Here is a 14,547-nt window from a genome sequence, read left to right on the forward strand (position 1 = left end):
GAGTTGCCCCATGCATGACGACCGTTCCCTGGTCGAGTCCCGGCTGCGCCGCGTCCTCGGCGAGCGCGTCAGGCCCGCCGTGTATCCGCACACCGTGCCCTTGGAGGTCACGGTGTGGCACGCGCCGGGCGAGCCGGTGCCGGTGGCGGAGGGGCTCGCCGCGCCGCACGCGCCGGTGCGGACGGGTGACCGGTGGGGCGCCCCGTGGGGCACGAGCTGGTTCCGGGTGACCGGGACGGTGCCCGAGGAGTGGGCGGGCGAGACCGTGGAGGCGCTGCTCGACCTGGGCTTCGACGAGAACATGCCGGGGTTCCAGTGCGAGGGCCTCGTGTACCGCCCGGACGGCTCCCCGGTGAAGGGCCTCAACCCGCGCAACCAGTGGGTGCGCGTCGCGGACCGGGCCATCGGCGGCGAGCGCGTCGACCTGCACGTCGAGGCGGCGTCGAACCCGGTGATCCTCGACTACCACCCCTTCCGGCCCACGCCCCTGGGTGACGTCGGGACGGCCGGGGACACCCCTCAGTACACGCTCGCGCGGATGGAGCTCGCGGTCTTCGACCGGACCGTGTGGGAGCTGGTGCACGACCTGGAGGTGCTCGGCGAGCTGATGGCGGAGCTGCCGGTCGAGTCGGCGCGCCGCTGGGACGTGCTGCGCGCGGTGGAGCGGGCGCTGGACGCGCTGGACCTCCAGGACGTGAACGGCACGGCGCGGGCGGCCAGGGCCGAGCTGATCGACGTGCTGTCCGCGCCGGCGTCGCCGTCGGCGCACCGGATCAGCGCGGTGGGGCACGCGCACATCGACTCGGCGTGGCTGTGGCCGCTGCGCGAGACGGTCCGCAAGGTCGCGCGGACCGCCGCGAACATGACGCAACTCCTGGACGACGAGCCGGAGTTCGTGTTCGCGATGTCGCAGGCCCAGCAGCTCGCCTGGATCAAGGAGCACCGGCCCGAGGTGTACGCGCGGGTGAAGAAGGCGGTGGCCGAAGGCCGGTTCGTGCCGACGGGCGGCATGTGGGTGGAGTCGGACACGAACATGCCGGGCTCGGAGGCGATGGCCCGTCAGTTCGTGCACGGCAAGCGGTTCTTCCTGGAGGAGTTCGGCGTCGAGAACGACGAGGTGTGGCTGCCGGACACCTTCGGGTTCGCGGCGGGCCTGCCCCAGATCATCAAGGCGGCCGGCGCCAAGTGGCTGCTGACGCAGAAGATCTCGTGGTCGCAGACGAACACGTTCCCGCACCACACCTTCCACTGGGAGGGCGTCGACGGCACCCGGATCCTCACGCACTTCCCGCCCGTGGACACCTACAACTGCGCGATGCAGGGCAGTGAACTCGCCCACGCGGCACGGAACTTCAAGGAGAAGGGACGGGCGAGCCACTCGCTGGCGCCGACCGGGTTCGGTGACGGCGGGGGCGGCACGACGCGCGAGATGGTCGCGAAGGCGGCCCGGCTCCGGTCCCTGGAGGGCTCCCCCACGGTCGAGTGGGAGGCGCCCGCCGCGTTCTTCGCGAAGGCCGAGGCCGAGTACGCCGATCCGCCGGTCTGGGTCGGCGAGCTGTACCTGGAGCTGCACCGGGCGACGCTGACGAGCCAGGCGCAGACGAAGCAGGGCAACCGGCGCAGCGAGCACCTGCTCTACGAGGCGGAGCTGTGGGCGGCGACGGCGGCGGTGCGGACCGGGTTCCCCTATCCGTACGAGGAGTTGGACCGGCTGTGGAAGACGGTGCTGCTGCACCAGTTCCACGACATCCTGCCGGGTTCGTCGATCGCCTGGGTGCACCGGGAGGCGCGGGCCACGTATGCGCGGGTGGCCACGGAGCTCGAGGCCGTCATCGGGGCGGCGCAGCGGGCGCTCGCGGGCGAGGGGACGCGGCCGCTGACCTTCAACGCGGCGCCGCACGCGCGCTCCGGCGTCCCGGCGCTCGGCGCGGAACCGGCGCGGACACCGGACGGCGGCACCCGGGTGACGGCGCGGCCGGGCGGCGGGTTCCTGCTGGACAACGGGCTGTTGCAGGTGGAGGTCGACGGGCGCGGTCTGCTGGTCTCCGTGTACGACGTCGCGGCGGAGCGGGAGACGGTTCCGGCGGGCGCGCCCGGCAATCTGCTCCAGCTGCATCCGGACTTCCCCAACCAGTGGGACGCCTGGGACGTGGACCGCTTCTACCGCAACACGGGCACGGACCTGACGGCGGTGGACGAGCTGGTGGCGGACGGCGACACCGGGGTCCGGATCAGCCGCTCGTTCTCCGCCTCCCGGGTGGTGCAGGTCCTCTCCCTCGCGCCGGGCGCCCGCCGCGTCGACATCGCGACGGAGGTCGACTGGCACGAGACGGAGAAGTTCCTGAAGCTGGCGTTCCCGCTGGACGTGCACGCCGAGCGGTACGCGTCGGAGACCCAGTTCGGCCACGTCCACCGGCCGACGCACACCAACACCTCGTGGGACGCCGCCAAGTTCGAGGCGTGCAACCACCGCTTCGTGCACGTCGCCGAGCCCGGCTTCGGTGTGGCCCTGGTCAACGACTCGACGTACGGGCACGACGTGACGCGGACCGCGGACACCACGACGGTCCGGGTGTCGCTGCTGCGGGCGCCGCGCTTTCCCGACCCGGAGACCGACCAGGGCGTGCACCGCTTCCGGCACGCGCTGGTGCCGGGGGCCTCGGTCGGTGACGCGGTGCGCGAGGGCGCTGCGCTCAATCTGCCCGCGCGCACGGTGCGCGGCGCGGTGTCCGTGGCGCCGCTCGTCACGGTCGACCACGACGCGGTCGCGGTGAGCGCGGTGAAGCTGGCCGACGACGGGTCGGGCGACGTCGTGGTGCGGTTGTACGAGTCGCGGGGCGGGCGGGCGAAGGCACGCGTGACGCCCGGGTTCGCGGTGTCCGGGGTGGTCCGCACGGATCTGCTGGAACGCCCTGTGGAGGAGGGCGACCTGATGCTCTCGCTGAAGCCGTTCGAGTTGGTGACGCTGCGCCTGAGCCGGGCAGCCGAGCAGTGACCGGGGCGACCGCCCGGGTCACGGTGTTGCGCTCCTGACTGATGAGCAAGTCAGCATCACAATCACCTGCTCCACCTGGCAGTTATATATCGCCGTGTTGAGTTCTGCTCAACACGTGGTTAGGGTCGTGCCCCATGGAATCCGACGCCGCATCCAGCGCCGACACCGCCGCACGCGTCCGTGAGGTCATCGCGGCCGCGGGTGTCAGCCAGCGCGAGTTCGCGCGCCGCATCGTCATGGATCCGTCCAAGCTGTCCCGCTCGCTGAGCGGCACCCGGCGCTTCACCGCGGCGGAGCTGGCCCGGATCGCCGACGAGGGGCGCGTGGACGTGGGCCGGCTGCTCGGTGCGCGCCCCCGCGAGGAGGCGCCGCCCACGGCCGTGCCGGTGGCGGGCGGCCGGCCGTCGCAGATCGTCCGCGAGACGGTCCGCCTCATCGCCGAGCACGGGTTCCACGCGGTGCGGGTCGCGGACATCGCGCACGCCTGCGCCACCAGTACCGCGGCGATCCACTACCACTTCCCCGGCCGCGCCGAGCTCCTCGAAGCCGCCGTGCGCTGGTGCATGGACGAGGACACCGCACGCCGCGCCGCCCGGCTCGCCGAGGCGGACGACGCGGCGGCCGAGCTGCGCCAGCTCATCGAGCTGCAGACCCCGCGCACCGACCAGCAGCGCCGCCAGTGGGCGGTCTGGCTCGACCTGTGGGCGGAGGCGGCCCGCTCCACGACGGTCGGCCGGCTGCACACCGAGTACTACCGGCAGTGGCGGGAGACCGTCGCCGACGTCGTCCGCAGAGGGGTGACGCAGGGCGTGTTCCGTCCGGACGCCGACCCCGAGGCGGCGGCGCTCACGCTCACCGCGCTCATCGACGGACTGGCCACGCAGGTCCTGGCGTCGCCCGGTCCCGAGGGGCCGGAAGCGATGCACGCGGCGCTGACCGCCCATGTCCGGGCCACGATCCTGGCCCGATAGCCCCACGTCACGGGGCTCCGCCCCGAACCCCGCTCCCCGATCGCCCGACGGACTCAATCCTGGGAGGCCCCCACATGCCCGTCACCGAGAACGTCATCGTCACCTGCGCCCTCACCGGCGCGGGCGACACCGTCCGCAAGAGTCCGCACGTGCCGGTCACCCCGGAGCAGATAGCCCGGAACGCGGTGGAGGCCGCCGAAGCGGGCGCCGCCGTCGTCCACATCCACGTGCGCGACCCGGAGACCGGCGCCCCGTCGCGCGACCCGAAGCTGTACCGCGAGGTCGTCGAGCGCATCAAGGAGACCGGCACCGACGTCGTCATCAACCTGACCGCGGGCATGGGCGGCGACCTGGTCGTCGACCCGGACCGGCCGCTGGAGGGGTTCCCGCTCCCGGGCTCGGACCTCGTCGGCGGACTCGACCGGCTGCCGCACGTCGAGGAGCTGCTCCCCGACATCTGCACCCTCGACTGCGGCTCCCTCAACTTCGGGGACGGCTCGAACCTCTACGTCTCCACGCCCGACATGCTCCGCGCGGGCGCCCGGCGCATCCAGGAGCTGGGCGTGCGGCCCGAGTTGGAGTGCTTCGACACGGGCCACGTGTGGTTCGCGAAGCAGCTCCTCGCCGAGGGCCTGCTCGACGACCCGTCGGTGTTCCAGCTGTGCATGGGTATCCCGTGGGGCGCGCCCGCCGACCCGGGCGTGCTCCAGTCGATGGTCAACATGCTGCCGGACGGCGCCCGTTGGGCGAGCTTCGCGATCGGCCGGATGCAGATGCCGTGGGTCGCCCAGTCGATCCTGCTGGGCGGGCACGTCCGGGTCGGCCTGGAGGACAACCTGTACCTCGGCAAGGGCAACAAGGCCACCAACGCCCAGCTCGTCGAGCGGGCCGTGACCCTCACCGAGTCGATGGGCACGCGCGTCGCGACCCCGGACGAAGCCCGCGAGATCCTCGGCCTCAGGAAGGCGAACCGCTGATGACCACCCCCTCCCCCACGGCCCCCGAGCACGTCCGCCGCGTCGCCTGCGTCGGCGCCGGGGTCATCGGCGGCGGCTGGGTCGCCCACTTCCTGGCCCGCGGCTACGACGTGACGGCCTGGGACCCGGCGCCCGACGCCGAGCAGCGGCTGCGCCGCCTGGTCGACGCGGCGTGGCCCGCGCTCACGCGGCTCGGCCTCGCCGACGGCGCGTCCCCCGACCGGCTCACCGTCACCGACACCCTCGAACAGGCCGTCGCAGACGCCGAGTTCGTGCAGGAGAGCGCGCCGGAGAAGCTCGACCTGAAGCGCGACCTGCTGGCCCGCGTCGACGCGGCGACGCCGCCCGGCGTGGTCATCGCGTCGTCCACGTCCGGCTATCCGATGACGGACATGCAGACGACGGCCGCGACCCCCGGGCGCCTGGTGGTCGGCCACCCGTTCAACCCGCCGTACCTGATCCCGCTCGTCGAGGTCGTCGGCGGCGACCGCACCGACGACGAGGCGGTCGCCTGGGCGTCCCGCTTCTACGAGGTGGCGGGCAAGTCGGTCATCACGATGAACCGCGAGGTGCCCGGCTTCATCGCGAACCGGCTCCAGGAAGCCCTGTGGCGCGAGGCGCTGCACATGGTCGCCAACGGCGAGGCGACCGTGAAGGAGATCGACGACTCGATCACCGAGGGCCCCGGCCTGCGCTGGGCGTTCATGGGCCCGATGCTGACGTTCGCGCTGGCCGGCGGCGAGGGCGGCATGGCGCACATGCTGGACCACTTCGGGCCGTCCCTGAAGTCGCCGTGGACGCGCCTCGAAGCACCCGAGCTGGACAAGGAGTTGTACGACGCCGTGGTCGCGGGCTGCGACGAGGCGGCGGCCGGCCGCTCCATCGCCGAGCTGGTGGCCGAGCGCGACCGGGGCGTCATCGACGTACTGCGCGCGACGGGCCGGCTCCCCGGTGCGGAGGGCGCCCGATGACGACGCTGCCCCTGCTGCACCGCACGGTCCGCCCCGAGTGGATCGACTACAACGGCCACATGAGCGAGGCCTTCTACGTCCTCGCGTTCGGCCACGCCACGGACGCCCTGATGATCGAGACGGGCCTGCACTCCGGCTACCGCGAGGAGACGGGCTGCTCGCTCTACACGGTCGAGTCGCACATCCGCTATCTGCGGGACGTCCCCGAGGGCGCCCATCTCGCCATCCGTACGCGGATGGTGGGGGCCGCGGCGAAGAAGGCGCGGTTCACGCACGAGATGTACGTGGTGGCGGACGACGCGGCGGACCCGGCGCCGGACGCGGAGCCGGTGGCGACCACCGAGCTGCTCGCGGTCCACGTCGACCAGCAGGCGGGCCGGGCGGCGCCGTTCCCGGACGGGATCCGCGCCCGGTTCACCGAGCTGACGGAACCGGCGCCCGCGTGGGCGGGCCGCTCGATCGCCCACGTGGCCTGACCGGCCCGAGGTGGACAGGGCCCGGACGTGACATCCGGGCCCTTCCGCTGTCGGGCCGGCCGGGTCAGAGGCCCACGTCCCTGTCGCAGATGTCGCGCAGCGACTCCCTGCGGACCAGCAGCCGCGCGCTGCCCGCCCGCACCGCCACCACCGGCGGCCGGCCCACCATGTTGTAGCCGGACGCCATCGACAGGTGGTAGGCCCCGGCCACCGGGACCGCGAGGAGGTCGCCGGGGCGCAGGTCGCCCGGCAGGGGGACGTCGGCGGCCAGCACGTCGCCCGCCTCGCAGTGCCGGCCCACCACCGTCATCGCGCGCGGCGCCGCCGCGGAGGCACGGCCGACCAGGCGGGGGGCGTAGCGGACGCCGTACAGGGCGGGGCGCGGGTTGTCGCTCATGCCGCCGTCCACGGCGACGTACGCGTGCTGCCCCGACTGCTTGACGGTCAGGACGCGGTAGAGGGCGACGCCCGCCGGTCCTGCGACGGCACGGCCCGGTTCGACGAGGAGGCGGGGTACGGGCAGGTGGGCCGCGGCGCAGCTCTCGATCAGTTCCGCACGCATCCGGCGGGCGAGCCCGGTGATGTCGAGGGCCTGGTCGCCGGGGCGGTAGGCGATGCCGTGGCCGCCGCCGAGGTCGAGTTCCGGCAGGACGACCCCGTGCGCGTCGCGCACCCGTGCCATCAGGCCGACCATGCGGCGGACGGCGGAGAGGTAGGGCTTGGGCGTGGTGATCTGGGAACCCAAGTGGCAGTGCAGGCCGGTCAGTTCGAGCTGCGGCTGATCCAGGACGCGGGCGATGGCGTGCTGGGCGTAGCCGTCGGTGAGGGAGAGGCCGAACTTCTGGTCGTCGGTCCCGGTGCGGATCTTGTCGTGGCCGCCCGCGCTGATCCCGGGGACGACGCGGATCATCACCTTCTGGTGGCCGTCGGTGCCGACGGCTGCGGCGAGCCGGGCGATCTCGGAGGGGCTGTCGATGACGATGCGGCCGACGCCGAGCCGCAGCGCCGCCCGGATGTCCTGGGGGGACTTGGCGTTGCCGTGCAGCACGATCCGGTCCGCGGGGAAGCCCGCGGTGACGGCGAGTTCGAGCTCGCCCGCGGAGCAGACGTCCAGGCCGAGCGCCTCCTCGTCGACCCAGCGCACCATGGCCCGGCACAGGAACGCCTTGGCCGCGTACAGGACGTGGGCCTCGGGGAACGCGTCGCGGTACATCCGGCAGCGGTCGCGGACCTCGTCCTCGTCGAGCACGTAGGCGGGGGTCTGGAAGCGTTCGGCGATCTCGGCGAGGGGGACGCCGCCGACCGTGAGGTCGCCGTCGGGGGCCGGGGCCGTGGAGGCGGGCCACACCGACAGGTCCTCGGGCTCCTCGGTGAGGGGCACGCCGATGGGGTGCAGGGTCGTCATCGGGCCGCCACCTCCGGGGCCGGGCGGACGAGGGCGGGGTCGACGGCGACGGCCGTCACGCCGAGGGGTTCGGTGAGGGAGCGCAGGGCGGGTTCGGCGAGCCTGATCCAGGCCTGGCCGCCGCCCAGGGTGGCGGTGAGCCGCCGGGCGCTGGTGAAGCCGACGGCGGTGCGGCCGCCGTGCGGGGTGCGCAGCAGCAGCGCGGCGCAGCCCGCGGGACCCGGCCGGACGGGAACGAAGAGGGTGGCGTGTCCGGCCGGGCCGGGTTCGCAGGGCTCGGGGTCGTCGGCGCAGGCGTGGTCTGCCATGGGGTTCCTCCTGGAGGATCCTCGGTCGGGTGGTTCCGCCACCGACGTTATGCCCGCTTCCCTGCCCGGATCGCCCTGTCATGACGCCACGTTGACGCCGGGCCCGTGGGCCCTGACGCCGCGCTGACACGGCGGTGTCCGTCAGCCGGCGATCAGTCGAGGACCTTGATCTTCTTCATGGTGGGCTGGGAGACGACGCGGGCGACCCCGGGCAGCCCGATCACCTTGCCGGTCTGGAACGCCTCGTAGGCGTTGTGGTCGGCCACCAGCACGCGCAGCAGGTAGTCGGGGCGTCCGAAGAGCCGGCGGAACTCGACGACCTCCTCGTACCCGGCGATCACCTCTTCGAGGCCGGCGAGGGTCTTCAGGTCGCTGACGGAGACCTCGATGAAGACCATCACCTCCAGGCCGACGCCGAGCGCCTCGTGGTCGACGGTCGCCCGGTAGCCGGTGATGATCCCGGCCTCCTCCAGGCGGCGGACGCGGCGCAGGCAGGGCGGCGGCGAGAGGCCGACGCGGCGGGCGAGTTCGACGTTGGTCAGCCGGCCGTCGGCGCGCAGGTGACGCAGAATGTCGCGATCAAGGGCATCGAGGTGCGGAACATTGCGCGAAGCGCGTCTGCTGGGACACATTCCGCAACCATATGAGGTGCGTTCCGGCCTAGCGTTGTGCTCATGCGAATGACCTGGTCGAAGGGTGCCGCGGGGGTGGTGACCGCCGTGCGGGACGTCGGGGCGGTCGGGCTCGGCGCGTTCCCGATGGGGATGGCGTTCGGGGTGCTGGTGGTGCACTCGGGGCTCGCCTGGTGGTGGGCCAGCCTGTTCTCCGGGCTGGTGTACGCCGGTTCGCTGGAGTTCCTGCTGCTGTCCCTGGTGCTGGTGACGGCGCCGCTGACGACCGTCGCGGCGACCGCGTTCTTCGTCAACGTCCGGCACGTCTTCTACGCGTTGTCGTTCCCGCTGCACCGGATCGCGGGCCGCGCCGGGAAGGCGTACGGGACGTTCGCGCTGTCGGACGAGGCCTGGGTGGTCACCACCCGCCCCGGGGCGGCGAGTTGGGCGGGGCGGCGGATCCTGGGGGCGCAGGGCGTCGTGCACGGGTACTGGGCGGGTGGCGCGACGCTCGGGGCGCTGGCCGGCGGCTGGGTTCCCGCCGGGCTCGGCGGTCTGGACTTCGCGGTGACGGCGCTGTTCGTGGCGCTGGCGCTCGACGCGCTGCGGGCGCGGCCGGAACTGTTCACACCGCTCCTGGCGCTCGGCTGCGCCCTGTTCGCCCGCTTCCTCGCTCCCGGTCAACTCCTGCTGGTCGCCTTCGCGTTGTTCACCGCGGGACTGCTGCTGCGCCACGTCTGGAGGGCCCGTGCCTGACGCCCCGTACCTGCTGTCCGCGGTGGGCGTGGCCGTCGCGGTGACGTGGGCGCTGCGCGCCCTGCCGTTCGCGGTGCTCGCCCCGCTGCGCTCCAGCGCCACGGTGTCGTACCTCGACTCCCACATGCCGGTGGGGGTGTTGACGATCCTCTCGGTCTACGCGCTGCGCGACGTCACGCCCCGCCTGCCCGACCGGGCGTGGCCGACCGTGCTCGCCCTCGCGGTCACGGTCGGCCTGCACCTGTGGCGGCGCAATCTGCTGCTGTCCGTGTTCGGCGGCACGGCGGCCCATGTGGCCCTGGTCGGCGCGGTGTTCACCGGCTGACCCGAGTGACGCGCGCGGGTCAGTGCGGGCGGTCGCCCGCGATGGCGACGCGCTCGGCGACCCGCCGGGCGTCGCCGTAGTCGGCGACGGCGTAGTGCTGGGTGGCCCGGTTGTCCCAGAACGCGATGTCACCGGCCTGCCAGCGGAACCGCACCTGGAACTCGGGGACGTGCGCCTGCTGGAACAGCAGGCGCAGCAGCCGGTCGCTCTCGCCCTGCTCCATGCCGAGGATGCGGGTGGTGAAGGACGCGTTGACGAAGAGCATGCGGCGCCCGGTCGCCGGGTGCCGCCGCACCACGGGATGGGTCACGGGCGGGAACGACTCCTGCCATCGGGCGAGGCGTTCGGGGCCGTAGAAGCGGCGGAACCCGGGCAGGAAGTCGTGTTCGGCGACGGCTCCGTCGATGCGCTCCGTCACCCACCGCGGCAGGTTGTCGTACGCGGCCGCCATGTCGGCCCACAGGGTGTCGCCGCCGGACGGCGGGACCTCGCGGAGCTGCAACACCGCGCCCATCGCGGGGCGTTCGCGGAAGGTGACGTCCGTGTGCCAGACGTTCTCGAAGCTGGGCGTCCCGCCGGCGCTCTTGTCGAACCGTACGACCTCGTCGCTGTCGCCCCGCTCCAGGAGCGGATTGGTCTCCAGCTCGCCCCAGTTGCGGGCGAACGCGCGCTGCCGTTCGGCGGTGAGGTGCTGGCCGCGGAAGAACAGCACCTTCCACTCCAGCAGGGCCCGGTCGAGTTCGGCACGCAGGTGCGCGGAGAGCGGGCGGGCGAGATCGATCCCGCGGATCTCGGCGCCGATGGTCGCCGCCTGCGGGACCACCTCGAACAGTTCGTAGGGCCGCTCCTGCCAGTCGTCGGGGGTGCGGCGCAGCAGGCGCCGCCCCTCGTACAGACCGTCGTCGGGGATGCGGGCGGGACGCAGGGGCGTCGTCGGCGGGACGTCCGTCACGGACATGGGCACACTCCGGGGCGCGAGGGGACGGGGCGGCGTCGCCCGTCCCGGGAAACGGGAAGGTACGGGCGGGAGTTGGGGCGTGACCCCGTACGGGTGCGGACCTGTGCGCGGGAGCCGGGGTGCGGGCGCGAGGCCCTACCGGTGGCCCGGGTGGCGTACGGAACCGTACGGGGAGGGACGGCGAGGGACGGGAGGCGTCCGCTACAAGCCGCTGCGTGCGCACCCACATCGGTCCGGCACGGGGGCCGGTCCGAAGGCGTGGGCGCGCTGCGTGAACATGCCCTCATCCTGCGCCCGGACTGATCATCGGGTCAAGCCCGCACCCGGCCACCACGCGCGAAGGCCGCCCCCGCGACGGTGCGGGGGCGGCCTGGGAGCCTGCGGAGCCGGTGGGTCAGACCACCGGGACCGGAGCGGGGTAGGTCGGGTACTCGACGCCCGACACGTGCTGGACGACGCGGATGACCTGGCACGAGTAGCCGAACTCGTTGTCGTACCAGAGGTAGAGGATGGCGTTGTCGCCGTCGACCTTGGTGGCGCCCGCGTCGACGATCGAGGCGTGCCGGGAGCCGAGGAAGTCGCTGGAGACGGCGTCGGGCGAGTCGGTGAAGTCGATCTGGCGGCGCAGCGGCGAGTTCAGCGAGACGTCGCGCAGGTGGTCGAGGACCTCCTCGCGGGTGGTCTCGCGGCCCAGGCGCAGGCTGAGGATCGCGATCGAGACGTCCGGGACGGGGACGCGGATCGAGCTGCCGGTGATCGGCGCCTTGAGGTCCGGCAGCGCCTTGGCGACGGCGGAGGCGGCACCGGTCTCGGTGATCACCATGTTGAGCGGCGCGGAGCGGCCGCGGCGGTCGGCCTTGTGGTAGTTGTCCAGCAGGTTCTGGTCGTTGGTGAACGAGTGGACGGTCTCCACGTGCCCGCGCAGCACCCCGTACTCGTCGGCCATCGCCTTGAGCGGCGGCACGATCGCGTTCGTCGTGCAGGACGCGCAGGACAGGATCTGCTCGTCCGGCTTGATCGTGTCGTGGTTGACGCCGTGCACGATGTTCGGCACGTCGCCCTTGCCGGGCGCGGTGAGGACGACCTTGTCGATGCCGGGGCGCAGGTGCTGCGAAAGGCCCTCGCGGTCCCGCCACTTGCCGGTGTTGTCGATCAGGATCGCGTCGTTGATGCCGTACGCGGTGTAGTCGATCTCCGACGGGTCGTTCGCGTAGATCACCTTGATGGCGTTGCCGTTGGCGACGATGGTGTTGTTCGCCTCGTCGACGGTGATCGTGCCCTGGAACGGGCCGTGGATGGAGTCGCGGCGCAGCAGCGAGGCCCGCTTCACCAGGTCCTGCTCGCCGCCCCCGCGGACGACCATCGCGCGCAGCCGCAGGCCGTTGCCGGAGCCCGCCTTCTCGATGAGCAGCCGGGCGACGAGGCGGCCGATGCGGCCGAAGCCGTACAGGACGACGTCCCGGCCCGCGCCGGCCTCGATCTCGCCGGCGCCGACGGCTCCCGCGACGGCCTCGGCGGTGAACTCCTCGACGGACAGACCGCGTTCGTCGCTGCGGTAGTTCGCGGCGAGCATGCCGATGTCGATCTGGGAGGGCCCGAGGTCGAGCGTGGCGAGGGCCCGCAGGAACGGCATCGTCTCGGTGACCGAGAGCTCCTCGCCGGCGATCTGGCGGGCGAATCGGTGGGTCTTGAGAATGCTGACCACCGACTTGTTCACCAAGGAGCGGCTGTGCAGCAGGACGTTCACGTCCCGCTCGCGGTGCAGCTTCCCGATGATCGGGATCATCGACTCCGCGGTCTCCTCGCGGTGCTTCCAATTGGTGAACGAGTCGTCATTGACAGTCACAGTTGCATCTTTCGAGCTAGGCGGCGCTCATATGCTAACCCGCCCGCTCAGTGGTTCACCGGCCGCCCCTGGTCAGCGTGGTGCGAACGCCCCGCCGTCCCCGAAGGCGAGCGCGGCGAACCGCTCGCCGATCCGGCGGTGGGCGGCCGCGTCCGGGTGCAGCGCGTCGGGCAGCGGCAGCTCCGCGTGGTCGGCCTCGCCGTACAGCTCGCGGCCGTCGAGGTAGTGCAGGTGCGGGTCGTCGGCGGCGCGCCGCGCGACGATGCGGGCCAGCTCGTCACGGATGACGCCCAGGGCGAGCTTCCCCTGCGCGCGCTCGGCGGGGTCACCCATCGCCTTGAAGGTGATCCGTCCCGTCGCCAGGGACCGGGTGTCGGGGGCGCCGGGGCCCGGGGTCTCCTCGTGGATGGGGCAGAGGATCGGCGACACGACGAGCAGCGGTGCGGTGGGGTGGCCCTCGCGGAGGGTGTCGAGGAAGCCGTGCACGGCGGGCGTGAAGGCGCGCATCCGCATCAGGTCGTAGTTGACGATGTTGATGCCGATCTTGACGCTGATCAGGTCGGCGGGGGTGTCCCGCATGGCGCGCGCCGTGAACGGGTCGAGCAGGGCGCTGCCGCCGAGCCCGAGGTTGATCAGTTCGGCGCCGCCGGCCGCCGCGGCGAGCGCGGGCCAGGTGGTGGTGGGGCTCGCGGCGTCGGAGCCGTGGCTGATGGAGCTGCCGTGGTGCAGCCAGACCGGGCGGCCGGGGTCCCGGGCGGGCTCGACCGGGGCGTCGGTGCGCAGGGCGACGAGCTCGGTGGTCTCCTGGTGCGGCAGCCAGATCTCGACGTCCTTCACGGCGTCGGACAGGCCGTCGAACCGGACCGTCCCGGGCTGTCCCGGGAGCCGCTCGAAGGTCCCGGCGGCCATGTCGATGGTCAGCGTGTGCCCGCCCGGCACGCTGCCCCGCCCGGCGAGCCGGCCGTCGACGAGCAGGTCGTACACGCCGTCGGGGCGCGGCGGCGCGCCGGCGTAGACGCGCTTGGTCGGCAGCGCCTCCAGCTCGACGGTGGTGGCGCGGGTGCGGAAGACGACGCGCACGCCGGACGGCTGGGACTCGGCCATGGCCAGCTGCCCGTCGACGTTCTGCGCGCGGGCCCTGGCCGGCAGCCGGTGCGGCAACAGGCCGTGCTCGGTGCGCTCGACGTCGAGGGCGCCGCGCAGGAGGTCCGCGGTGAGCGGGGTGGTGATCCAGCCGTTCGGGCCGTTGCTGTCGTTCCGCCGGTTCCGGTCGTGCACGGGGTTCATGGCCTCAACCTGCTGATTCGAGTACGGGGGTGGGTCGGACGGTGCGTACGAGGGGTCAGGCCTGCGGCGCGGGCCAGTTGCGCAGGAGCGCGTCGAGCGCGTCGAGGGTGCGGGTCCAGGTGACGTCCGAGTCGGGCGCGCTGTGGCTGAACCCGCCGCCCATCTCGAGGCTGACGTAGCCGTGGAAGACGCTGCCGAGCAGCCGGACGGCATGTGTCTGGTCCGGTTCGGTCAGGTCGTAGCCGCGCAGCACCGCCCGGGTCATCTGGGCGTGCCGAGCGCCGTCGCTGGCGGCGGCCGCCTCCGGGTCCAGGCGGAACTGGGCGGCGGCGTACCGGCCGGGGTGCTCGCGGGCGTAGTCGCGGTAGACGTTCGCCAGGGCAGTCAGGGCGTCCTTGCCGGCCCGCCCGGCGAGCACGTCCGCGGCCCGGTCGGCGAGTTCGCGCAGGGCGAGCAGGGCGATCCGGGTCTTCAGGTCGTGCGAGTTCCGCACGTGCGAGTAGAGGCTCGCGACCTTGACGTCGAACCGCCGGGCCAGGGCCGAGACCGTGACCTGCTCGAAGCCCACCTCGTCGGCGAGCTCCGCACCGGCCTGCGCCAGCCGCTCCGCGTTGAGCCCCACACGTGCCATGACCGTCCTCCCTGTAGACCGCTTCCATTA

Annotated in this window: 14 protein-coding genes; 7 read left to right on the plus strand and 7 right to left on the minus strand. The window is 72.9% G+C overall.

Translation table 11 applies throughout. From position 1 onward, the window contains the following. The first annotated feature begins 10 nt into the window (after positions 1–10). The 5 genes from RBJ77_RS09320 to RBJ77_RS09340 all read left to right on the plus strand — a co-directional run bounded on the left by RBJ77_RS09320 (position 11) and on the right by RBJ77_RS09340 (position 6,390). A complete protein-coding gene (locus RBJ77_RS09320) occupies positions 11–2,995 on the plus strand; it encodes an alpha-mannosidase (protein ID WP_372344503.1) in 2,985 nt (994 codons plus the stop codon). Between the two features lie 134 nt (positions 2,996–3,129). Then, a complete protein-coding gene (locus RBJ77_RS09325; RefSeq protein ID WP_372344504.1) occupies positions 3,130–3,966 on the plus strand; it encodes a TetR family transcriptional regulator C-terminal domain-containing protein in 837 nt (278 codons plus the stop codon). A 74-nt stretch (positions 3,967–4,040) separates the two neighbouring features. Then, complete coding sequence (locus RBJ77_RS09330; RefSeq protein ID WP_372344505.1) at positions 4,041–4,943, plus strand: 3-keto-5-aminohexanoate cleavage protein; 903 nt, start codon at positions 4,041–4,043, stop codon at positions 4,941–4,943. Then, positions 4,943–5,914: a 3-hydroxyacyl-CoA dehydrogenase NAD-binding domain-containing protein gene (locus tag RBJ77_RS09335; RefSeq protein ID WP_372344506.1), complete on the plus strand. Its 972-nt coding sequence runs from the start codon at positions 4,943–4,945 to the stop codon at positions 5,912–5,914. The genes RBJ77_RS09330 and RBJ77_RS09335 overlap by 1 nt, the downstream gene beginning before the upstream one ends. Beyond that, positions 5,911–6,390 (plus strand): thioesterase family protein, encoded by a 480-nt coding sequence (locus tag RBJ77_RS09340; RefSeq protein WP_372344507.1) that lies wholly within the window; start codon positions 5,911–5,913, stop codon positions 6,388–6,390. Before RBJ77_RS09335 ends, RBJ77_RS09340 begins: the two co-directional genes overlap by 4 nt. A 64-nt stretch (positions 6,391–6,454) precedes the next feature. On the opposite strand, the gene lysA is transcribed toward RBJ77_RS09340, so the two are convergent. From lysA to RBJ77_RS09355, 3 genes are all read right to left on the minus strand, one after another. After that, positions 6,455–7,795, minus strand: coding sequence for a diaminopimelate decarboxylase (lysA, locus tag RBJ77_RS09345; protein ID WP_372344508.1), 1,341 nt, complete (start codon positions 7,793–7,795; stop codon positions 6,455–6,457). Beyond that, positions 7,792–8,103 (minus strand): SAV_915 family protein, encoded by a 312-nt coding sequence (locus RBJ77_RS09350; protein WP_372344509.1) that lies wholly within the window; start codon positions 8,101–8,103, stop codon positions 7,792–7,794. Before RBJ77_RS09350 ends, lysA begins: the two co-directional genes overlap by 4 nt. 152 nt (positions 8,104–8,255) lie before the next feature. Further along, on the minus strand, positions 8,256–8,735 hold the full coding sequence (locus tag RBJ77_RS09355; RefSeq protein ID WP_372344510.1) for an Lrp/AsnC family transcriptional regulator: 480 nt from the start codon (positions 8,733–8,735) through the stop codon (positions 8,256–8,258). A gap of 42 nt (positions 8,736–8,777) precedes the next feature. Between RBJ77_RS09355 and RBJ77_RS09360 the strand changes: the two genes are divergently transcribed. Further along, complete coding sequence (locus RBJ77_RS09360) at positions 8,778–9,470, plus strand: AzlC family ABC transporter permease (protein ID WP_372344511.1); 693 nt, start codon at positions 8,778–8,780, stop codon at positions 9,468–9,470. Further along, positions 9,463–9,795, plus strand: coding sequence for a branched-chain amino acid transporter permease (locus RBJ77_RS09365; protein ID WP_372344512.1), 333 nt, complete (start codon positions 9,463–9,465; stop codon positions 9,793–9,795). The genes RBJ77_RS09360 and RBJ77_RS09365 overlap by 8 nt, the downstream gene beginning before the upstream one ends. 19 nt (positions 9,796–9,814) lie before the next feature. On the opposite strand, the gene RBJ77_RS09370 is transcribed toward RBJ77_RS09365, so the two are convergent. The 4 genes from RBJ77_RS09370 to RBJ77_RS09385 all read right to left on the minus strand — a co-directional run bounded on the left by RBJ77_RS09370 (position 9,815) and on the right by RBJ77_RS09385 (position 14,517). After that, complete coding sequence (locus tag RBJ77_RS09370) at positions 9,815–10,753, minus strand: TauD/TfdA dioxygenase family protein (RefSeq protein WP_372344513.1); 939 nt, start codon at positions 10,751–10,753, stop codon at positions 9,815–9,817. A gap of 394 nt (positions 10,754–11,147) precedes the next feature. Beyond that, positions 11,148–12,599 carry a glyceraldehyde-3-phosphate dehydrogenase gene (locus RBJ77_RS09375; protein WP_372344514.1) on the minus strand — a complete coding sequence of 484 codons (1,452 nt, stop codon included), beginning with the start codon at positions 12,597–12,599 and terminating at the stop codon, positions 11,148–11,150. A gap of 72 nt (positions 12,600–12,671) precedes the next feature. Continuing rightward, entirely contained in the window at positions 12,672–13,886 is a 1,215-nt protein-coding gene (locus RBJ77_RS09380) for a GDSL-type esterase/lipase family protein (RefSeq protein WP_372344515.1), read from the minus strand. Between the two features lie 55 nt (positions 13,887–13,941). Beyond that, a complete protein-coding gene (locus RBJ77_RS09385; RefSeq protein ID WP_372344516.1) occupies positions 13,942–14,517 on the minus strand; it encodes a TetR/AcrR family transcriptional regulator in 576 nt (191 codons plus the stop codon). Positions 14,518–14,547: the final 30 nt, after the last annotated feature.

The sequence above is a fragment of the Streptomyces sp. KL116D genome (assembly GCF_030766975.1).
GTDB classification, from domain to species: Bacteria; Actinomycetota; Actinomycetes; order Streptomycetales; family Streptomycetaceae; genus Streptomyces; species Streptomyces longispororuber_A.

What these genes read in the sequence shown, in the direction of transcription:
- RBJ77_RS09330 (WP_372344505.1), top strand. Translation starts at nt 4,041, where the DNA reads ATGCCCGTCACCGAGAACGTCATCGTCACCTGCGCCCTCACCGGCGCG.
- RBJ77_RS09350 (WP_372344509.1), bottom strand. Translation starts at nt 8,103, where the DNA reads ATGGCAGACCACGCCTGCGCCGACGACCCCGAGCCCTGCGAACCCGGC.
- RBJ77_RS09370 (WP_372344513.1), bottom strand. Translation starts at nt 10,753, where the DNA reads ATGTCCGTGACGGACGTCCCGCCGACGACGCCCCTGCGTCCCGCCCGC.
- RBJ77_RS09355 (WP_372344510.1), bottom strand. Translation starts at nt 8,735, where the DNA reads ATGTGTCCCAGCAGACGCGCTTCGCGCAATGTTCCGCACCTCGATGCC.
- RBJ77_RS09340 (WP_372344507.1), top strand. Translation starts at nt 5,911, where the DNA reads ATGACGACGCTGCCCCTGCTGCACCGCACGGTCCGCCCCGAGTGGATC.
- RBJ77_RS09335 (WP_372344506.1), top strand. Translation starts at nt 4,943, where the DNA reads ATGACCACCCCCTCCCCCACGGCCCCCGAGCACGTCCGCCGCGTCGCC.
- RBJ77_RS09360 (WP_372344511.1), top strand. Translation starts at nt 8,778, where the DNA reads ATGCGAATGACCTGGTCGAAGGGTGCCGCGGGGGTGGTGACCGCCGTG.
- RBJ77_RS09325 (WP_372344504.1), top strand. Translation starts at nt 3,130, where the DNA reads ATGGAATCCGACGCCGCATCCAGCGCCGACACCGCCGCACGCGTCCGT.
- RBJ77_RS09320 (WP_372344503.1), top strand. Translation starts at nt 11, where the DNA reads ATGCATGACGACCGTTCCCTGGTCGAGTCCCGGCTGCGCCGCGTCCTC.
- RBJ77_RS09385 (WP_372344516.1), bottom strand. Translation starts at nt 14,517, where the DNA reads ATGGCACGTGTGGGGCTCAACGCGGAGCGGCTGGCGCAGGCCGGTGCG.
- RBJ77_RS09380 (WP_372344515.1), bottom strand. Translation starts at nt 13,886, where the DNA reads ATGAACCCCGTGCACGACCGGAACCGGCGGAACGACAGCAACGGCCCG.
- lysA (WP_372344508.1), bottom strand. Translation starts at nt 7,795, where the DNA reads ATGACGACCCTGCACCCCATCGGCGTGCCCCTCACCGAGGAGCCCGAG.